Raw genomic sequence first — 20774 nt, 5'->3', positions numbered from 1 at the left:
AGAAAGCGATGCCTGATAATGAACAATCCAAAGAACTATTCGCCTACTTCGGCCTTGCCGTCTATTATTCCCAGGCGCTGGAGCAGCAGCTGACCAATCTGCTGGTGCTTGCCCGTCTGTCGGATGGAGATTTGCCGGACGAATCCGAAATTGAGGAACTGTATCAGCGGAAGCTCGGCAACTCCTTTGGCCAGCTGGTCAAAGAACTGGAGCATTATTACCCGCTGTCGGAAGACGAGGGGCGTGAGCTGCAGCGGCTCTGGAAGCAGCGTAATCACATCGTACATGACTATTTTAAGGAACGGATTTATGACACATTTACTCCGGCCGGGCGGGCGGCAATGATCCGCGAACTCAAGCGTTTCAAAAACAAAGCGGCCGCAATGGAAGCCAAGCTGCAGCGGTACTGCAACGACCTGTACCTGCAGCTTGGGTCGGAGGAGGGCAGCCGGTCTCCGCTTGTGGCCGCACCATCCCTCGGATTAGGCCAGGGTTGGCCGGGCGCGGAAGGCAGCTTGTCTTCTATGGAAGAGGCGTTCCGTCCGGCAGCTTTTACAGGACCTGTGTCCAACAAAAAATCTGCAGGCAGCAAAAATAAAAAACCATGAAGCCGAAGCTTCATGGTTTTTTTTGCGAACAAACAGGAAGTGGCGCGGCACGTCTACTCTTTGTCCAGTACCGGCTGGAGTCCGCCGGCGGTATGGGCCTGTGCGGGCTGTGTCTGCGAGCTTCCCGGGGAAGCGGCGCCTGTCTGCAGCTGGTACATCCGGAAATACCGTCCGCCGAGCGCCATCAGTTCGTCGTGGGAGCCGCGTTCGACGATTTCGCCGCGGTGGAGAACCAGAATCTGATCCGCGCTGCGGATGGTGGACAGACGGTGGGCGATAATGAACGTGGTCCGCCCCTTTTTGAGCACCTCCAGCGCATTTTGAATCAGGCTTTCGGTCTCCGTATCAATATTGGAGGTGGCTTCGTCCAGAATCAGAATGGCGGGATCAAACGCCAGCGCCCTGGCAAAAGAAATCAGCTGCCGCTGGCCCGCCGACAGCGTGCTGCCTTTTTCGATGACCGGCTCGTCAAAGCCTTGGGGCAGATTCGCCAGCAGGCGGTCGGCTCCGACCTCGCGCAGTGCCCGTTCGGCCCGTTCTCTGGAAATCCGTTTGTCTCCAAGGGTTACATTGGACAAAATCGTGCCTGTGAACAGATAAGGGTCCTGAAGCACAATCCCCATGTGGCTGCGGATCCACTGCTTCGGAATGCTGGTCACTTCACGGCCGTCGATCGTAATCGAACCCGACTGCGGGTCGTAGAAACGGAACAGCAGGTTGATGATGGAGCTTTTGCCTGAACCGGTGTGGCCGACCAGCGCGACCGTCTGGCCCTGACGGGCTTCAAACGAAATATTGCGCAGCACCGGGTCTTTTTTGTATGCAAACGTGACGTCGCGGAAAACAACTTCCCCTTTATAGCGTTCCATCGATCCATCGGTTACGTCTTCACCCGTTTCGTCCATCAGCTTGAAGACGCGGGAAGCGGAAACCATCGACGTATCAAGGTTGGCCAGCTGGTTCACCATGCCGGTAATCGGCTGGAACATCCGGCCGAGCACATCGACAAATGCGTACAGCACGCCGAGGGAGATCGCGGTGGAGCCGCCAAGTGTACCGAACCCGAAATACCACAGCACAAGGACAAAAGCTGCATTCCGCAGCACGTTAACCAGGTTGTGGGAGGTGAACGAGTTCAGGTTAAGCATTTTGTTCTGATAGGTCAGATAATCTTCGTTCAGCCGCTCGAACTCCTCCGAACGCTGCTTCTGCTTCCGGAAAATCCGGATGATCGACATCCCCTGAATCGACTCATTGATGATGGCATTCAGCTCACTGAGCCGGGAGCGGATAATCGTATTGTATTTGGTGGCGATTTTGCGGTACAAAACAATCCACAGCACGAGCACCGGCAGAATAAACAGGCTGACAAGTCCCAGCCGGAAATCCAGCAGGAACAAAGCGATATATACGCCAACAATGTTGATGATCCCTGAACTGAAGTTGGCCAGCACTGCGATAAACAAATCTTTGATCGCTTCCGTGTCGTTGGTGACACGGGAGACGACTTTGCCCGCCGGCAGGTTATCGAAAAAATGCACCGGAAGCCGCTGGATTTGGCCGTATACGTCCATTCTCAGCTTGCGGATGACCTGATTCGCGGAAGACTGGAGCCAATAGGTTTTGCCGAATTCCGCGATGATCGAGATGACCAGGAACAGCGCATACAGCCCCACCAGCTCATAAATTCCGGGCAGCTCCGGTTTATAAAAAGCAAACAGCTCATCCGCAGACAATTTGGCAGCAGGGTAGACGGCTGTACCGGAAGATCCTGCTATTGTCAGCTGTCCGTCCGCATACGTACGTTCGCCTTCGGTCGAGGCAACAGGTTCACCAATAAAATAGAAGCTCCGTCCCGCCTGAAGGATGCGGATCTCGCCGCCTTTGGTTTCGTCCGGGGTAAACCGGTCGGCGCGTTTGTAATAGGTTCCTTGATATTCGGCCGCCTGATCGGCGCTTGCGGTCTGATAATACGGCCGTTCGATCGCCAGCATATGATCGTCGATCATGCTCCGGGCGATAAACGGTCCGGCCAGCTCCGCCGCTACCCCGATGGACAGCAGCAGCAGCGCCAGAATAAACGTTTTTTTGGCGGTTAATGCATATTGCAGCAGGCGTTTGCCTGTACTTTGTGTCAAAATGGACACCTCCTTGATTCTGAACCGCTTTGAAGGATAACGGGAAAGTCCCATCATATATACAAAATGATGTCAAGTTGATGATATCAATATAAATGCAGTCCGGCTGGATCTATAGACGGAATTTATTCACCGGTCAAATTGTTTTCTACCTGTTGGCGTTCATACTGCTCTTTGTACCATCCGCCTTGGGCTAAAAGCTCCTGATGCGTGCCGCGTTCGGTGATGCGGCCGTCATCCAGAACGACAATTTGGTCCGCATGCTCCACGGCGGACAGCCGGTGGGTGGCGATCAAGGTCGTTTTGCCGGAGCGGCGGGCGCGGATGTTCTCAATAATCCGGGTTTCCGTCCGCGCATCAACCGCCGACAAGGCATCGTCGAGGATCAGAATCTCCGGATCGGAGATAAAAGCTCGGGCCAGGGACACGCGCTGTTTCTGCCCGCCCGAAAGCGAGACGCCGCGTTCACCGACCAGCGTATCGAGTCCGTCTGAAAGTGTCGTCAGGTCTTCTTTGAATGCTGCGGCGTCGATGGCGTCCAATATGGTCTCATCATCCGCACCCGCGCGGCCAAACTGGATGTTTTCGCGGACGGTTTTGGAGAACAAAATTTGTTCCTGCGGCACGTAACCCATCCACGAGTGCAGCCGGTCCAAAGCGATATTCGGGATCGGTACCCCGGAAATGAGAGTCTCGCCGGTGCCCATCGGGTATTCGTGCAGGAGCTGCTTCAGCAAGGTGGATTTGCCGCTGCCGGTCCGTCCGACGACGCCAAGCGTTTCCCCGCGTTTCAGTGTCAGGTTAACACCCGTCAAATTATCCACCGTGGAGGAGGGGTAGCGGAACGTGACGTCGCGGAATTCGATCGTTTCTGGTGTCTTTACATCGGCAGGCTGGGCCACGTCGGCCACATCCGGGTTGACGTTCAGCGTTTCGTCGATCCGTTCCAGCGACGCGCCGCCGCGCTGCATAATATTGATCAGCTCGCCGATCGCGAACATCGGCCAGATCATCATGCCGAGATACATATTAAACGAGACAAGATCGCCAAGTGTGATCTGATTCCGGAACACAAGAAAAATCCCGTAGGTCAGGCCGATAATATAGCTAAGCCCGACGCAGAAGCGGATGGTGGGTTCGAAAAAGGCGTCGACCTTGGCGACGGCGAGATTTTTGCGGTAGACGTCTTCGGTGACATCGGCAAACCGCTGCTCGTCGTGCCGCTCCTGGACATACGCCCGGATAACCCGGACACCTGAGACCGACTCCAGCACCTGGTCGTTCATGTCGCCGAACGCATCCTGCGCCAGTGTGTACCGGTCGTGAATGGCTTTGCCGTAAAACGCCATCGCGATAGCGATAAGCGGCAGCGGAAGCACGGCGGCAAGCGTCAGCTTCCAGCTGACCAAGACGCCCATTGCCAGCAGCACCACGGTCAGGTAGGCGGTCGAATCGACCAGCGTCAGCATGCCGAATCCGACGGTTGCGGCAACGGACCGGATGTCATTGGTCGCCCGGGCCATCAGGTCACCGGTGCGGTTGCGCTCGAAGAACGACGGCGTCATCACCATCAGGTGATTCATGAAGCGGGAACGCAGCAGCCGTTCCACCAGGTTCGATCCGCCGAACAGCTTATGCATCCATATGTAAGTGATCCAGTAGATAACGGCAAGCAGCAGAATAATCAGCAAAATATAGCGGATCAGTGAAGCCGAAGTGACCGAACCGCGCACGATTTCATCAATCGCGTTGCCCAAGAGCCGCGGCGGGCCCAGTTCAAGGACGCCAACCACGATCAGCATGGTCATGCCGATGAGATAGCGTTTCCGTTCGCGGCTGAAGAACCAGCCCAGATTTTTGAGTACAGAAAACAAGTTGCATCCCTTCCTTTCGGAAAATAATAACGTCGGCAGTGCTGGGAATGAAGTAGGATATGCCGGATTTAGACCAAAAAAGGCATATCATCCGACAACGGACGATATGCCTTAGAATATCTACGACTTATCATGCGCACGGCTTGGAGCAGCCGCGTGCGGTCAAGGAAGCCTCTCTGCAACCGGAATGATTGCAAATCCGGTTCAAGAAAGGTGATCCAGCAGGGCTGCTTCGATATGATGTTGTAAATTACCGCCGAACCGGTCCATTTGAATGGTAATGAGATTTACAAACATCGAAGCGTACCCCTTTCTTGTTAATTTTTTGAAATCCCCTTCGCTCTGTCAAGAGTGTATCACCGTGTTTCAGGCATTGTCAAATGAAAAATTGTAAATATTTCGAAATCAAACCGGACGGCAAGAGGGCAAGCATTTGGATTACATGCGGTTTTTCAGTATGATAGAGTATATTCACAGCATGAAGAAGGAGGGGGAGCACATGAAGCTTGAGGTACAACAAGAAGCTGCGGAGTGGTTCCGGCGGGAGCTGGATTTGAAGGCAGGCGAAGCCGTCCGTCTCTATCCGCGTTACAGCTCGGGCGGAGGCCTGCATCCGGGGTTCTCGCTGGGCGTATCGGCGGAACAGCCGGGCAGACCGGGACTCCGCATCGAAAGCGGCGGTCTTGCGTTCTATATGGAAGAACATGATTTGTGGTATTTGGAGGGATATCGGCTGTCGGTGCTGTATTCGGCGGACGAAGACGATATAGAATACCGGTACGAAGCGGAGACCGCGTCCACCTAAAGCAGACGCTGCGGGGAAGCGACGAATGCCGGCCGGATGCAGGGCGCATGCAGTCAGGGCGGGGACAGCGAAACCTGAAGCAGACAAACCTGGAGCAGACAAACCTGAAGCAGGACAAACCTGAAGCATATAAAAACATTAAGCAGGCAAACAAAGAGGCTGTCCACTAAGAGGGGAAACTTAGTGAGACAGCCTTCAACACTCAGGGAAACTAAACAAACCTTGGGTATCCGGTACAGAACGCGGGGAACCGATACAAAACGTGGGTAACCGGACAGAACGCGGGGAACTGATACAGAACTTGGGTATCAGGCACAGAAGGTAAGTAACCGATCAAATACAGAAAAACCGAATTGAAAAGGGAAGACCCTCACCAGGTTCGGCTGTTTCTGTGGACATAGACGGTTTATTGAATAAGTAAGATAAAAAGGGAGCTCCCGTTCCCGCTTGGTTTCCGGTTGTACGAAAAAACGTACAAAAATGCCGGTCTGGCGCCTCGAGGGACCTGTTTTGTACGTAAAATAGCACAAAAATGCCGATTGGACACCCCGCGTGACAATGTGCCCTTTTGTTCGAGAACCTACAGATGTGGGCGGAAATTTTACGCAAAACGGGCTTGGGCAACTTGGACAGCAGACGAAGTCAGCCAAGCCTGTTATGCAGCCAAGCCTGTTATGCCAAGCCTGTTATGATAGAGGGACCGTTCTGCATCCTTTTGTGCTTATGGAAACACTATCGCAGCCGCGGCCGTAACCCATCGCAGCCGCGGCCGTAACCCGCTTGTCACACCTAAGTTAAGGCGAACTCCGGAAGGATTCTTCCTCCATGGCATAGTCGAAATCGTCGATATCATAAACCTGGACGGGAACGCCGCCTTCGATAATGCGCTGAATCAGTTCGAACTGGTCGGTCAAAATCGGCGCATTCTCCCGCTGCGAAGCAAGCAGGAGCTCGCTTTCGATCGGATCAAACAGCTCCCCGTAGGGCGCCGTATCCACACTGTTGAGTACGGTGATCTGCGCCATGCCGCCCAGCAGAATCGCCGGGCTTTTGGACCACGGAATCTGCAGACAGCGGTTAATTTTCTTTTTGTTCAGCGGCTCTTCGAAATATGCGATCAGCTCGCTGATCTTGGCTTTGACATGTTTGTCGTCGTCCGGACGGTTCATCAGCGGTTCGTCCTGTTCCCGCAGTTCGTACAGCTCCAGTACGGTGGTATAAGGCACTATATATTCTACAGGCCGCTGAGGCACGAGAAGCTGTCCGTATATCGCCATCATGACCGCTTCCGTTACAAATTGTCTAGACATCGTTATCCTCCATTACTGTTGACGAACTTCCTTCGTCCAAAAGGGACTTAAAAATATAAAAACACTGTACGCGGTAAAAGTCAACCGGACAACCGGCCAGCCGCATACGGAGGAGCCGGATCTGGACTTCCGGCCGGAAAGGAACTACAAGTGAAGTCATGGAAAGCTTTTTATCAATTCGTAAAACCTTACCGTAAATGGATTGCGCTCACACTGGTCGTGGGAATGATCAAATTCAGCATTCCGCTGGCGCTGCCGATGATCCAAAAATACGTAGTCGACGATCTGCTGCTGGACAGCACACTGGACGCCTCCGCCAAAATTTCCAGGCTGCTGGCCGTCATTGCGGGGGCCTTTGTGCTGTTTGTGGTGGTGCGCGGTCCGGTGGAGTATTACCGCCAGTATTTTGCCCAGTTCATCACCAGCAAAATATTATTCGATATGCGCAACCGGCTGTACGCCCATCTGCAGCGGCTGTCGCTCCGATACTACCAAAACACCAAAGTGGGCGAAGCCATCTCCAGGTTCATTAACGATGTGGAGCAGACCAAAAATCTCGTCGAAGTCGGCATGATGAACGTCTGGCTGGATATGTTCACGCTTTTGATTGCGCTTGGGTTCATGTTTTATTTGAATCCTGCTTTGGCCCTTGTATCCATTATTGTACTTCCATTTTACGCTTACGCTGTAAGCAAGCTGCACAAGCGGCTTAAACGGTTGACCAAAGACCGTTCACAGGCCTTGGCCGGGATCCAGGGTTATTTGCACGAACGAATTCAGGGCATTGCGGTCATTCGCAGCTTTACGATGGAGCGGGTGGACCGGGAACGGTTCCGCGGCATCAACGGGCGTTTTCTGGACAAAGCGATGGACCAGACCCGCTGGAACGCACTTACTTTTTCCATTATCAATACGCTGACGGATATCGCGCCGCTGCTGATCATCGCTTATGGGGGATACCGGGTCATTCAGGGCGATTTGACGCTGGGTACATTTATTGCTTTTTTCGGATATCTTGACCGGATGTATGCCCCGCTTAGAAGGCTGATCAACTCTTCGACGGTGCTGACCCAGGCTTCGGCCTCTTTGGAGCGGGTGCTGGAGCTGCTGGACGAGCCGTATGATATTGAAGACGCGCCAAATGCCCGAACATTGGACCATCCCCAAGGAAAAATTGAATTCCATGACGTCTGGTTCAGCTACGGCGCGGGGGAGGATGGATATGTGCTGCGGGGAATCGACCTGGAGATTAAGCCGGGACAGACCGTGGCCTTTGTCGGCATGAGCGGAGGCGGTAAATCTTCCCTCGTCAGTCTGATTCCAAGATTCTATGACATTACCAAGGGCAGCCTCAAGGTGGACGGCCAGGAGGTGCGTGAAATTACACAGGAAAGCCTGCGGCGGAACATCGGCATGGTGCTTCAGGACAACTATTTGTTCAGCGGAAGCGTGCGGGACAATATTTTGTTCGGCAATCCGGAAGCAACAGAGGAGCAGGTGATGGCAGCCGCCCGGGCTGCAAATGCACACGATTTTATCATGCAGCTGCCGCAGGGCTATGACACCGAGGTCGGCGAGCGGGGAGTCAAGCTGTCAGGCGGGCAAAAGCAGCGGGTGGCGATCGCACGTGTCTTTTTGAAAGACCCCAAAATTCTTATTCTCGACGAAGCAACATCGGCGCTGGACCTGGAATCGGAGCATCTGATTCAGCAGTCCCTGGCTTCGCTTACCTCCGAGCGTACCACGCTTGTTGTCGCCCACCGGTTGTCCACGATTACCCATGCGGATCAGATTGTCGTGCTGGAGCACGGCATCGTCACCGAACGGGGGACGCATGAAGAGCTGATGCAGCTGGACGGCAGCTATGCGCGGCTGTTTAACGTACAAAGGCTCGGCGGTGCGGAGGAATAAGAAATAAGGGATAGGCCGCAACTTTTTCCAGCACTTTCCGTCTTGTATATAGGAAAATGCTGATTAACAGAAAAAGGAGACGCAGCTATGAAACGATCCAAATGGCTTGCGGCGGCAGCCGCGGCGGGACTGCTGTTCACTTCGGTTCCCGCACAAACGACCATCGTCCATGCGGAAGCGGTCGAACTCAAACAGGTGGACCAGGAGACAAAGGCTGCACTCGACAAGGCGTTGTCCGATGTGTCCGGCGGACGTAAAGGACAGATCGCAGATGTAGTCCGTACCGACATTTCCAGCACGGATAAGCGGCTTGACGTGTCGGGAACGCTGCTTGGCGACATCAAAGGACGCTTTGATCAGACCTACGACACACTGAAGAAGCGCGTGTCTCAGACCACCATTATCTATAACGCCAAAGACCGCAGCCGCGTATTGAGTCCTGAACTGGACGCTCGGATCACCACGTTTTTGAAATCCTTTGATCCGCACGGCAAATTCCAGCCGGATGCCCTGTGGCGGGTTCACTCTCCGTACCAGCTCAACGAGCCGCGGAATTATTGGGTATTCTTCGGTAATGATCAGAATCTGTATGTGGATCTGGACAAAAACAACCATCTGACGGCGAGTATGGCCTATTCCCTGAAATCCATGCCTCCTGCGATGATTAACAAGTATGCAAGAGTGCTGAAGACGCTGGGCTGGGGAGGAAATCCGGTGCAGTATGCCACCAAGGTGCAGGAAGGTTCAAGCCGGCTTGTATGGCAGCTGAACGACCGGTCGGATTTGCAGCGCGTCGAGTTTGGAGTCAACACAAGCAAGGTCTGGTTGGCGGAAAATGATCTGCTGAAGGACTGGAAGGATGACGACGATTTCGCGAAGTCGTTTGCCAAACCCAAATACAGTGCTGCCCAAGCGATCAAAGCCGCAAAGCCTGCGGTCAGCTCGCTGTTTGGCGTTAATTTGACCGGATATTCGGTTAAAGTGAAGGCGAACGAATACACATTCACCAAAAAAGGCAAACCGACCGTTACCGGCAAGATCAACAAACAAGGCAAATTTTATTCGCTTGCGGCTGCGCCGGTTTCGGGTATGGTGCAGTAAAAGACAAGGGATTTAACGATCCGGATGAACAGATCATTCGGCCATACCGCTACAAAAAAAGGCCGGTCAAGGAGGAGATTCCTTGACCGGCCTTGTGTGTATTTAAGACTTGCCCAGAAGCAGCGACAGGATGCCCGCAGCGATAAGCGGTCCAACAGGCACACCCTTGAAGAACGCAACGCCGATAACGGTGCCGATGAGCAGCCCGGCGACAACTGTCGGCTGGGCGCCCATGAGCAGAGCTCCCCGGCCGCCCAGATAAGCGACCAAAATCCCGACAGCGATGGCGCTGAGCGACTTCCAGTGCAGAAACGACTCTCCGATCGTCTGCAGGGAGATTTTGCCGCTGGCGAGCGGGGTCATGACTCCGATAGTCAAAATAATAATGCCGACCGTAAGGCCGTATTTCTCCAGCCATGGAAACGTCTGATGCAGGCCCAATACCCGAAGGAGGAGCAGCACCAGCATGGCGATCGTTACCGGAGAATTGCTGCTGACGATGCCGAGTCCCGCCAGGGCAAGCAGAACGAGCGAAATCGAGTCCATTTTACCCGTTCAGCTCCCCTTCGTGCACGAGCCGCTTTTCCGCGATATGGCGGGCGATCAGCCCGCCGTGGCGTCGGCCCGTCTCAATGAAGATTTCGTTTGCGTTCCGGCCCGAAGCGATGACGCCCGCCACATATAGACCTTCAATATTCGTCTCCATGGAGGCCGGATCGAACCGGGGTTTATCCATGGAGTCATCCATTTCCACACCGGCCGAGCCGAGCAGGGCCCGGTCCGGGCGGAAGCCGGTCATGGCCAGGACAAAATCGTTCACCAGCGTATCGTTGATGCCGGAAGGCCCCGCTGCTTCGATGCGCACGCTGTCCGGTGTGATTTCTACAACCCGGGATTCCAGATACAGGTTAATGCTGCCCTTCTGAACCATACTTTCAAAAATGGGGCGGACCCAAGGCTTGATATTGTCCGAAATGCTGGCCCCGCGGTACACCATATCGACGGAGGCGCCGACCCGGATCAGCTCCAGCGCGGCATCGACGGCCGAGTTGCTGCCCCCGATCACAGTCACCCGGGTACCCGCGTAAGGATGGGCTTCCCGGAAATAGTGGGTAACCTTTGGCAGCTCTTCTCCCGGAATGCCGATTAAGTTCGGGTGATCAAAATAGCCGGTCGAAATCACCACATTCCGGCCAAGCCGGACCAGCTGTTCGCCGCGCCGGTTCACAGTGTGGACGGCAAACGAGCCGTCCGGCTGTTTCTCGATCCGCACCGCCTCCTCGTACGAAGTGATGTCGAGGTTATACTGAGCAGCCGCTTTGCGGTAATAGACGAGCGCTTCATGCCGGTACGGCTTGTCGTTTGGCGTGGTGAACGGAAGCCCGCCGATTTCCAGCAGCTCCGGGGTGCTGAAAAACTGCATGTTGGTGGGATACAAAAAAATCGAATGGACGATGCAATGCTTTTCGATAATTTCAGCGGACAGGCCTTGCCGGCCGCATTCGATGGCAGCGGACAGGCCGCACGGCCCTGCGCCGATAATAATGACATCTTTCATGCTAGTTCCTCCCTGGTTGCTTGTTTCGGGGCCAAACGGCTCCGAATCCGTAATTTCAATCCTACCGCAAAAACGCGGGTTTTGCCAATTGCCTTGCCGCAGACGTTTCCTGTATACTTTGATTGTTGTCTAATTAGAAGTGTCGTACGTAAACCTATGCACATAGATCCTATTTACGTAAATCCTTAGCATATAACCTCATTCACGTAAACCCAAATCAAAGGATGATTGAAGATGCAGCTCGACAAAATTGTAGCTTATCATAAAGCGCTGGCCGACCCGACCCGGCTGCGGATCCTGCTGCTCCTCTCCGGGGGAGAGCTTCACGGACAAGGACTGGCCGAAAAGCTGGGTTTATCCCAGCCCACGGTGACGCATCACGCCTCCAAACTGCGGGAAGCCGGCCTGCTCAAGGAACGCAGGGACAAAAACACGGTGTACTTCAAGCTGAACTCCGAATACATTCGGGTGGGCGGCGAGGAATCGCTGCGGTTTATTTTTTCGGGTGAAGGTCACGAAGAAGTCCGGCTTGACGGGAAACAGCAAATTTTCGATGCGGTGATCCGCAACTTTTTCTCCAAGGACGGCAGGCTGCGCCATTTACCCGCGCAATACAAGAAAAAACTGATCGTGCTGGAGCATTTGGTCCGCCAATTGGAGCCGGGCAGGGTGTACAGCGAAAAAGAGATCAACGACTATATTTTAAAGTTTCACGACGACTACGCCACCATTCGCAGAGAATTCATCATGCATCACTTCATGTTTCGCGAAGCGGAAAAATACGAATTGAACCCGCCGGAGATGTGGAGGAAGTGGGAAGAGATTTAATCGGGCGGAAAATCGTACGTTTTTGTGACAAATGGCGAAATCGCGGTTGCACTGCCGGAAAAACGCATAAAATGGAATTGTAAGCGTTATCCTAATCCTCACTGGAAAGGAGCCGGTCCGTATGCTGTTCAAAAGAACCAAAAAGAACCTTCCCCGGGTGACTGTCACGCTTGGTGAAGTGAAGCAGGCAATCCGTCAGTTCGAGTCCGACATGCCCGCCCCGATTAACCGCACGGCGCTGCTCAATGAAGACCGGAGTCTGGATCTGTCCAGGCTGAGCCGGTATCTCGGCGGTGTATCCGACCAGAAGTTCTATATGTCCCGCGAAACCTATGAGGTATTCGAGGAAGAAGACAAGCTGATCCCGTATTATCTGGATCTGGTACAGTCGGCTGTCGACAGCTATATCAGCGACACGGGCCAACTGCCGGTGCTGGAAGACGCGATACTGCCTGAAGTGCACTATCGTCTGCTGTCTACCCAGCGGTATTTGAAGGAGACGCCGCCTTTTCCGCTATACATCACGGAAGAGGAAATGATGTTGACCCACCGTGCGGAGAGATTTGAATAACCGGAAAGGCATGAAACCAATGAATGGCATTTGTTTATGAAGACCGTACGGATGAAGCGGAAACGCTCCTGGCCGTGCGGTCTGTTTGTGCTGCACTGCGAGTTAAATCGAAAGTTTCGGGATTTGCGGATGTTCTTCCTACCTGTCGCGTAGTACAATATAGGTCTGTGACGAGCCCTTGAGAGAGCTCGGGTTAGGGGGAACACCGAATATGACGAAACCGTTTACGACACTGCTGTTTGATTTGGACAATACGCTGATGGACCGCGACCGGACCTTCCGCAGCTTCAGCGAGACTTTCGTCCGCGACCACCTGGCGCATCTTGAACCTGCCGGGCAGTCGGCTGTAGTTGAGGAGATGATTGTGAGAGACGCCGACGGATACCGGGATAAAGACGGTTTTTTCGCCGAGCTGTCGGAGGTGCTGCCGTGGCGAACACGGCTCACGGCAGCGGAGATCCGGGAATATTACGACCGGAGTTATATGGGACATGGAGCCGCGATGGACGGGGCGGAGGAGCTCCTTGCTTACTGCCGGGACAAAGGATATCGACTCGGGATGATCACGAATGGCGCCAGCAGTATTCAGAACACTAAAATCGATTTGCTGGGTCTGCGCGGCCATTTTGACGATATTGTGATTTCCGGTGAGGTTTCCTTGCGCAAACCCGCGCCGGACATTTACCGGCTGGCCTTGGAACGGATTGGAGCCCAGCCCGAAGAGACGCTGTTTATCGGCGACCATCCGGTGAACGACATCTGGGGGGCCGGCAAAGCGGGGATCCGCGGCATCTGGCTGCGCAGGCAGCATCCGTGGGACCCAGAGCTGGATGTGCTGCCTTGGCAAACGGTGGACAGCCTGCAAGAACTGAAGGGGATTATTTAATTTTTTTGCGCTCCTGCTTGACAGACGGGTAGCGTCCCGTTATGATTACTACCAGATTATCCCTGAAAGGAGACGATGAATAATGAGAGCCTACCGTACTGGCAAGTTTGATGTAATGACGGTTGTGACCGATACGCGTCTTCCGGATAGGGCTGCTGCTGTGCTGATCCAATAAGATTAGCCCGGCTTGCAATTTGCTAATGCCTTAACGCCGCGGAACCGTATCGGGTTCGGCGGCTTTTTTGTGCGCTTTTTTACCCATGGCTACCCTGCAAGGGGAGCTATCCGGGGAGGCGCAATTTTGCCGCCGGACCACGTGTCCAGCGGCTTTTTGGCGTTTTTTAATCAGAGGAGGAATTGAATGAAGTTAGTATCAAAAGGTTGGAACTCCCGGTGGCAGACAATATGGGACGAATTGAGTGAACAGCACGACGGACTGGAACCGGCCCGGATTGCCAGCGACCACGGCAGCCGCTGCAGGGTGGTTTTAGAGGATGGCGAATGCTGGGCAGAACCTTCTGGCAGGCTGAGGCATGCTGTTGAGACTGGCGAAGGGCTTCAGCCAGCGGTTGGCGATTGGGTGGCGGTCCGGCGGCTGGAGGAGGGGCATGCAGTAATCGTGCAGATTTTGCCGCGCTCCAGTGTTATCTCCAGACGGGCTGCCGGCAGTGTTCCGGCGGAGCAGGTAGTGGCCGCAAACGTCGATATCCTGTTCCTTGTGAGCGCGCTGAATGACGATTTTAATGTGCGGCGGATGGAACGTTATTTGATTATGGCCTGGAACAGCGGCGCTTCACCGGTGGTGCTGCTGACCAAATCGGATTTATGTCCGGACGCGGCGCTGCAAATCGCCGAAATGGAGGCCGTGGCGCCCGGCGTGCCGGTGCTTGCTGTCAGCGCGCATGAAAATATAGGCGGCGAAGCCCTTCAGCCGTATTTGGGCCCGGGACGGACGATTGCGCTGACGGGATCCTCAGGCTGCGGCAAATCCACGCTGGTTAACTGGCTGTGCGGCCGGCCGCTGCAGCGGGTTCAGGAAATCCGGCTGGACGACAGTAAAGGCCGGCATACCACGACGCACCGTGAGCTGTTCGAGCTGCCATCGGGCGGGGTTATCATCGACACGCCCGGAATGCGAGAACTTCAGCTATGGGAAGACGGCGGCGGTCTAAGCCTTGCGTTCGCCGATATAGAGCAGCTTGCAGCCGGCTGCCGGTTCGCCGATTGCAGGCATGAACGCGAAGCGGGCTGCGCTGTGCTGGAGGCGGTGGCGACCGGCGGCCTGGAGGAGAAACGGCTGCTGAATTACCGGAAGACGCAGCGGGAGCTGGCGTACTACAGCGCAAAAGAAGATAAAGCAAAACGGACAGTCCAGCGCGGCAAGCAGGCGAAACCGCCGAAGCCGCGCGCCCGGGATTGGAAGTCAGAGCTTGAGTAGGGAAAATCCGGAACTTTTTGCTGCTCACGAGCGTCTACAAAAGGGTAAGTAAAAAGGAGAGGTGAGACAAATGAGTACAAACCAAACCAAACGGCGGTTGAACCGCTTCACAGCCTTCGCCGCAGCCCTTGCGCTCGCCGTGCCGCTGGCCGGCATCGGTCCCCAGGCTTCCGCGGCGCGAGCAGCAGCAGCCGCCGCACCCAAAGCGGCGTGCCAGAACAATGGCGCCGAGCTGGTGAAGAAGATGGAAACCCACCCATCCCGTAAGCATTTTGAGGAGGGACCGTATTTTGATACCATCCAGTTCCTCAGCGGCAACATCGGCCGGGTGGCCGGCAATGGTTTCATGATCGGCACGTCCGACGGGGGCTGCAGCTGGCAGACGATTTACACGGGCGAATACAACTTTCATAAGCTGGAGTTCGTGACCAACAGCGTTGGATACGTTATCGGGACGAAACCGGACAGTCCGGTGCCGATTCTGCTGAAAACAACGGATGGCGGCAGCACGTACCAACCGCTGAAAAATGCGCCGTATGGTACGCTGGATATTGATTTTTCGGATCAAAAAAACGGTTTCTTGTACACTTATGCGTTGGTGTACCGGACTTCGGACGGCGGGACAACGTGGACGCGTATCCCGACACCGGCTAATTCCCGAGGCGCGCTGTTCACCGATGCCGATCATGGCTGGACTGTACAGGTTCGCACAGGCGGATACAACATAATGAAGACGGAAAACGGCGGCAAGACCTGGCATAAAACGCTGGTGGTCGATACGAAAGGCTCGAATCCGGCCGGCAAGCTGTACAGCAAGGACGGGAAAAGCATCTACGCGCTGCTGTACGGCGACTCAGGCATGTCCCAGATCTCCTATTCACTCTACCATTCCGCCGAAGGCGGGAAAAACTGGGTGAAGCTTACTTCGATCTCTTCGTCTGGCGGCGGACCCGCGCCTGGCGATCCGACCGGAACCAAACGTTACGGCGGCCCGGAAGGCTTCCCTGGAAATTTGGAGATCAGCGGAGATGCGGCGTACCTCGTAGCGGGCGGACCGGCCACGGAGAAGGTTTCATTTGCCCGGTCGCTGAATAACGGCAAAACCTGGAGCAATCTGAAAGCAACCCTGCCGGGGTATGAAGGAGTGATTTCATTCCCGGCCGAGAAAAAAGGGTTTGCGATTGTGGCGGGATCCAGCAGTATTCCCGCAGTATATTCGACAGAGGACGGCGGTTTGACCTGGAATAAAAAATTGTCTTTCCCTGCCCCTATTCAATAACTGCTTATGTACGGCGTTTAATCGCCTAAGCGGCTACGCAGGGATATCGGGCCAAAACAACAGACAATAGGAAAGTGTCTAATTGGATGCACTCCGGGCCATCCCGGCAAAAAAACGGAGGGGATCGCAGCAGTAGTTAAACTGCCGGCGATCTCCTCCGTTTTTATCTTTCCAATAACCTATTACAGGAGATTGGAAAACTAATGAATAAGGTTTGTTGCGTGTTAGTTAACATAATGTTAACTAAGTTAACTTAATGCAGGTACCGTATTTTGCGGTAACAAGAAAACCGCCCGGCTGCCTCTTTAAAAGAGACGCCGGGCGGAACAAGGAAACGATAATTAGAATGTTGCAGCCGTGTCTTTGGCAAGGGCCAAACCGCGGGCCACGATGTCGGCGGACTGCTCAGGGAGCTGGTTATGTCCTTCCACGATGACCTGCGTGATGTCGGTGATGCCCCACTGGTTCAGGTTTTTCACCACAAAGTTAACGGCCATTTCCGCAGCTGCGGCCGGGCCTTCGGAGTAAATGCCGCCGCGTGCGTTCAACACGGCGGCTTTTTTGCCGGTCAGCAGGCCAACTGGACCTTCAGCCGTATATTTAAACGATTTGCCTGCTTGGTTCAGGTAATCGATATAGGTATGCAGCACAGCCGGAACGGTCATGTTCCAAAGCGGGAACGCGATCACAATTTTATCTGCTGAAGCAAATTGGTCGAAATAGGCGTTTACGGCTTCAGCCGCCTGCCGCTCCTCAGCTGTAGCTTCCAGGCCGCGGCCAAGCTTGAACAAACCGGTCATGATGGTATTGTCGTAATAAGGCAGGTTTACCGCGAACAAATCCAGTTCCGTTACGCTGTCTTCCGGATGCGAAGCCTTGTAGCTCTCAAGAAAAGCGTTATACAATTGCACACTGACAGCCTGTTCGGCCGGGCGGTTATTGGCTTTAATAAACAAAACATTGGACATTTAGAAACACTCCTTCGGTGATTATGTAAAATAATTATATTTACTATACAAAGTATAGTTAGGTTCTTCAGGTTTGTCAACAACGCCGAAAAAATATTTTTTTGCTAAAAATATTTAATGTCCTTTAGGCTGTTGTACTAGAAATTGAGCAAGGAGCGGGAGAAGGGGAACAAGACACCCAATATATGGGTTGCGGTGAATAAAAACGAGGGAGCAATCCCGCCGCCGGACGGCCGGAGGAGAGGTTTAATTTCGATTTTGGGAGGTTATATATGGGATACGAGGGGGACGAATCCAACTTCGTCCTGCTTGACGATACGTGATAAAGGAGCGATTGACATGTCCATTGACCGATTTATTCTGAAAAAATTGGACACTTGTCACGAGGAGCGCACCCGCATCAATTTGTTGAGGTTGTTCAAGCTCCGGATACAAAAAGCGGAGAAAGCGGAATCCCGTTATCCTCGGATCGGTTAAGCGAGTTCCAGCACCCTAGCTCAGACTTAAATAGGTATAGCCCAGTATTCTAGCCGAGACTTAAATAGGCATAATTCAGCATCCTAGCCGAGACTTAAATAGGCATAATCCAGCATCCAAGCCGAGACCTAAACAGGCATAGCCCGGATTGCGGGACTATGCCTTATTTGTGCGCCGGGTAATTGACCGGTCTTTTGGTGTAGCGGGGCCATGGCGGGAAGTAAACGCACATGATGACAAAACAACCTCTGCATTATCGGAAAAAATAAAAAACCCTCTATATTAATAGAGGGACAAAGCCAAGGAATCGTTTTCGCTGTAGCTGTGAAGAATCGCTTCCGAGCCTTTGATTTCGATGCTTATAAGGGAATTCAGGCATTTTTGCAGCGCGCTCTTGCCTTTTCTGATTTTCAGATCCAAGGTGCTGGTCAGCAGTCGAAGCACTTTTTGTGGAGGTTGTTTGTTCTCCGCTGTAATATACACAGGTACGGATCGGTTCTGGAACGTAATGAGTGTTCTCATTTGACATCACCTCTGTGAAAGTTATCTCTTGCTACTGATCTTACCCGCCTATTATTAATTTTACCTTAAAATTAGCTTATGATAACATAAAGATTCCATTTTTCATGCGGTTTCGCCGAACGAAGCTTGTCCTGGGCGCACAATGTCCTCCCCACACGGACAAGCGGGGCGGCTGACGATCGAAAGGACCTTCAGGCGTGTACTTCACCAGCTTAACAGAAGTTCAATTCAAGATGAAATCTATTAATTATGATGAAACCTATCATTTAAGCTTGCACCCTATCAACCCATGATGAAAATCTATCACTTTTACTCCCCGGATGCTATTTTACCGAAACGCCGAGATTTCCTTCGCCAAAGCACGCTGTTCCAGCAGGTCAACCATAGGATTCCCCCGCATGATTGACCTTCTACATCCGTAACACTGCAAAAAAACTCGCTCCGCCAGATTGTCTGCGATGTCCGCAGGATGATTCTCTAAGCACCGCAAGCAGTTCCGTTTCCGCTTTCTTTCCGGCTGCCCGGCTTGTCTGACGCCTATTTTCATCATTCCGCTTCCCGGCGCGGGGGCGCGGGCCGAACCCCAATATCTTTGTTCGCATACGATGTATGGGGAAAAATCCAGCGGGAAAAGGAGCGGTAGGAATGAAAAGGAAACCATGGAGGCTGTCGCTGCTGCTGGGACTGGTTCTGCTCCTGCTCGCCTCGGGCTGCAGCGGCGGCTCCGGCGTTACGGTCCGAGTCGGTGAGGTCACGCGATCGATATTTTATGCTCCGCAGTATGCGGCGCTGTCGCAGGGATTTTTTGAAGAGGAAGGGTTAAAGGTGGAGCTTCAGACAATCCCGGGCGGAGACAAAACGATGACGGCGCTGCTCGCAGGCTCGATTGACGTCGCGCTGGTCGGTTCGGAGACTTCCATATATGTGTATCAGCAGGGAGCCGAGGATCCGGTTATCAATTTCGCCCAGCTCACCCAGAAGGACGGCACATTTTTGTTCGCCAGACAGCCGGAGGGAAGTTTTGACTGGGAGATGCTGCGGGGCAGCACCTTCCTTGGACAGAGAAAAGGGGGCATGCCCCAGATGGCCGGCGCCTATGTGCTTCAGCAAAAGGGAATTCAGCCGGAAACCGACCTGGAATTAATCCAAAACATCGATTTTGCCAATATCGCCGGGGCATTCGTTTCGGGAACAGGGGATTATGTACAGTTGTTTGAGCCCCAGGCTTCGATCTTTGAGCGGGAAGGCCGGGGCAAAGTGGTTGCTTCCTTTGGTGTTGAAGGCGGGCGCCTGCCGTATACGGCCTTTATGGCCAAAGGCAGCTATCTGAAGGAGCATTCGGAAACCGCGCAAAAATTCACCAATGCCCTCCAGCGTGCCCAAACCTGGGTGATGGAACAAAGTCCGGAAAAAGTGGCCGACGCCATTCTTCCTTACTTTGAAAACACCGACAGGGAAATCGTTATTTCGGCGGTAAAAAGGTATAAGGAGCAGGAAACTTACGCATCCGATCTAAGGATTGACGAAGGGGAATGGACGAATCTGCAAAATGTGATGGAATCGGCCGGGGAGCTCAAACAGCGGATTCCGCTGGATGCGATTGTGGATAACCGTTTTGCCGAAGCGGCCTTTCAGGCTCACGGTCATAAAAAGTAGAAACGTTATGCAGAGGGCGGCTGATCCTGCCGCCTCCTGCGACATTCAGGATGATTTGAGGGGGGATTCTATGCTGCCGGCAGTACAGCTTCAAGCGGTAACGCATGTGTATCTGGGAACCGGGCGGGCATCCCTGGCGATTGAGGATTTTAACCTGGACGTCATGCCTGGCGAGTTCATTAGTCTGGTGGGTCCCAGCGGCTGCGGCAAAACAACGCTGCTCTCGATCATTTCAGGCCTGTTTGCTCCCACGAAAGGGGAGGTTAAGGTCTATGGCCGGCCGGTAGCCGGACCCAGTCCGGATGTAGGCTATATGCTGCAGCAGGACTATCTGTATCCATGGCGGACCATTCTGGACAACGCCTTACTTGGCCTCGAAATTACCGGACGGATGGATGAAGCCTCCCGCTCCCGGACTCTTGAATTATTGCGGGATATGGGGCTGGAAGGCACGGAGCGAAAATATCCGCACGAATTGTCGGGAGGCATGCGCCAGCGCGTCGCCCTCGTTCGGACGCTGGCCACGGACCCCGGCCTGCTGCTGCTGGACGAACCGTTTTCCGCACTGGATTATCAAATCAAGCTGCAGCTGGAGGATCTGGTCGCTGAAACCCTGCGCCGGCGGGGGACGACAGCCGTATTGGTCACACATGATCTTTCTGAAGCGGTGGCGGTCAGCAGCCGGGTTGTTCTGCTTGGCCGGAATCCCGGGCGGATCCGCAAAATTTTTGACGTCCCGCCGGCAATCCGGGAGGTGCCTCCTTTATATGCCAGGGAGCAGCCGGGATTTGGCGAGTTGTTCCGGGAAATTTGGAAAGAGATGGAGCAGGCGGAGGAGGAACGA

The 20774-nt window shown here is 53.9% G+C and carries 17 protein-coding genes and 1 pseudogene; 11 read left to right on the top strand and 7 right to left on the bottom strand.

Annotation, left to right across the window (positions count from 1 at the left end; genetic code table 11):
* Positions 1-8 precede the first annotated feature (8 nt).
* Positions 9-608 carry a hypothetical protein gene (locus ACE6ED_RS00285; RefSeq protein ID WP_410824950.1) on the top strand — a complete coding sequence of 200 codons (600 nt, stop codon included), beginning with the start codon at positions 9-11 and terminating at the stop codon, positions 606-608.
* A 53-nt stretch (positions 609-661) separates the two neighbouring features.
* Here the strand turns inward: ACE6ED_RS00285 and ACE6ED_RS00280 are convergent, their stop codons facing one another.
* Positions 662-2746 carry an ABC transporter ATP-binding protein gene (locus ACE6ED_RS00280; RefSeq protein ID WP_410824949.1) on the bottom strand — a complete coding sequence of 695 codons (2085 nt, stop codon included), beginning with the start codon at positions 2744-2746 and terminating at the stop codon, positions 662-664.
* 125 nt (positions 2747-2871) lie between these two features.
* Positions 2872-4620: an ABC transporter ATP-binding protein gene (locus ACE6ED_RS00275; protein ID WP_410824948.1), complete on the bottom strand. Its 1749-nt coding sequence runs from the start codon at positions 4618-4620 to the stop codon at positions 2872-2874.
* 499 nt (positions 4621-5119) lie between these two features.
* Here ACE6ED_RS00275 and ACE6ED_RS00270 point away from each other — a divergent pair, with 499 nt between their 5' ends.
* Positions 5120-5425, top strand: coding sequence for a HesB/YadR/YfhF family protein (locus ACE6ED_RS00270; RefSeq protein WP_410824947.1), 306 nt, complete (start codon positions 5120-5122; stop codon positions 5423-5425).
* Positions 5426-6219: 794 nt separating this feature from the next.
* On the opposite strand, the gene ACE6ED_RS00265 is transcribed toward ACE6ED_RS00270, so the two are convergent.
* On the bottom strand, positions 6220-6735 hold the full coding sequence (locus ACE6ED_RS00265; RefSeq protein ID WP_410824946.1) for an ADP-heptose synthase: 516 nt from the start codon (positions 6733-6735) through the stop codon (positions 6220-6222).
* A 150-nt stretch (positions 6736-6885) separates the two neighbouring features.
* Between ACE6ED_RS00265 and ACE6ED_RS00260 the strand changes: the two genes are divergently transcribed.
* Together ACE6ED_RS00260 and ACE6ED_RS00255 are read left to right on the top strand one after the other, a co-directional pair.
* Positions 6886-8646, top strand: a complete 1761-nt coding sequence (locus ACE6ED_RS00260; RefSeq protein WP_410824945.1) for an ABC transporter ATP-binding protein — start codon at positions 6886-6888, stop codon at positions 8644-8646.
* An 87-nt stretch (positions 8647-8733) separates the two neighbouring features.
* Complete coding sequence (locus ACE6ED_RS00255; protein ID WP_410824944.1) at positions 8734-9747, top strand: hypothetical protein; 1014 nt, start codon at positions 8734-8736, stop codon at positions 9745-9747.
* 102 nt (positions 9748-9849) lie between these two features.
* Here ACE6ED_RS00255 and ACE6ED_RS00250 read toward each other — a convergent pair whose 3' ends face one another.
* Both ACE6ED_RS00250 and ACE6ED_RS00245 read right to left on the bottom strand, forming a co-directional pair.
* Positions 9850-10293, bottom strand: coding sequence for a DUF441 domain-containing protein (locus ACE6ED_RS00250; protein ID WP_410824943.1), 444 nt, complete (start codon positions 10291-10293; stop codon positions 9850-9852).
* A gap of 1 nt (position 10294) precedes the next feature.
* A complete protein-coding gene (locus ACE6ED_RS00245) occupies positions 10295-11305 on the bottom strand; it encodes a YpdA family putative bacillithiol disulfide reductase (RefSeq protein ID WP_410824942.1) in 1011 nt (336 codons plus the stop codon).
* 234 nt (positions 11306-11539) lie between these two features.
* Here ACE6ED_RS00245 and ACE6ED_RS00240 point away from each other — a divergent pair, with 234 nt between their 5' ends.
* The 5 genes from ACE6ED_RS00240 (at position 11540) to ACE6ED_RS00220 (ending at position 16307) form a co-directional block, all read left to right on the top strand.
* Positions 11540-12133, top strand: coding sequence for a DUF2087 domain-containing protein (locus tag ACE6ED_RS00240; RefSeq protein ID WP_410824941.1), 594 nt, complete (start codon positions 11540-11542; stop codon positions 12131-12133).
* Positions 12134-12254: 121 nt separating this feature from the next.
* Complete coding sequence (locus ACE6ED_RS00235; protein WP_410824940.1) at positions 12255-12704, top strand: DUF3939 domain-containing protein; 450 nt, start codon at positions 12255-12257, stop codon at positions 12702-12704.
* Positions 12705-12915: 211 nt separating this feature from the next.
* Positions 12916-13590, top strand: a complete 675-nt coding sequence (locus ACE6ED_RS00230) for an HAD family hydrolase (protein ID WP_410824939.1) — start codon at positions 12916-12918, stop codon at positions 13588-13590.
* Between the two features lie 361 nt (positions 13591-13951).
* Positions 13952-15028 (top strand): ribosome small subunit-dependent GTPase A, encoded by a 1077-nt coding sequence (gene rsgA, locus ACE6ED_RS00225; RefSeq protein ID WP_410824938.1) that lies wholly within the window; start codon positions 13952-13954, stop codon positions 15026-15028.
* A gap of 70 nt (positions 15029-15098) precedes the next feature.
* Entirely contained in the window at positions 15099-16307 is a 1209-nt protein-coding gene (locus ACE6ED_RS00220; RefSeq protein ID WP_410824937.1) for a beta propeller repeat protein, read from the top strand.
* Positions 16308-16648: 341 nt separating this feature from the next.
* On the opposite strand, the gene ACE6ED_RS00215 is transcribed toward ACE6ED_RS00220, so the two are convergent.
* Positions 16649-17275: an FMN-dependent NADH-azoreductase gene (locus ACE6ED_RS00215; RefSeq protein ID WP_410824936.1), complete on the bottom strand. Its 627-nt coding sequence runs from the start codon at positions 17273-17275 to the stop codon at positions 16649-16651.
* Between the two features lie 759 nt (positions 17276-18034).
* A complete protein-coding gene (locus ACE6ED_RS00210) occupies positions 18035-18274 on the bottom strand; it encodes a hypothetical protein (protein WP_410824935.1) in 240 nt (79 codons plus the stop codon).
* Between the two features lie 645 nt (positions 18275-18919).
* Between ACE6ED_RS00210 and ACE6ED_RS00205 the strand changes: the two genes are divergently transcribed.
* On the top strand, positions 18920-19930 hold the full coding sequence (locus tag ACE6ED_RS00205; RefSeq protein ID WP_410824934.1) for an ABC transporter substrate-binding protein: 1011 nt from the start codon (positions 18920-18922) through the stop codon (positions 19928-19930).
* A 70-nt stretch (positions 19931-20000) separates the two neighbouring features.
* Positions 20001-20756 (top strand): annotated as a pseudogene (locus tag ACE6ED_RS00200) (ABC transporter ATP-binding protein); the annotation flags it as partial.
* Positions 20757-20774: the final 18 nt, after the last annotated feature.

The organism is Paenibacillus nanchangensis, assembly GCF_046543445.1.
Taxonomy (GTDB): domain Bacteria; phylum Bacillota; class Bacilli; order Paenibacillales; family Paenibacillaceae; genus Paenibacillus_AQ; species Paenibacillus_AQ nanchangensis.
The sequence above is the reverse complement of the archived record's forward strand: the minus strand, read 5'-3'. Positions and strand labels throughout refer to the sequence as shown.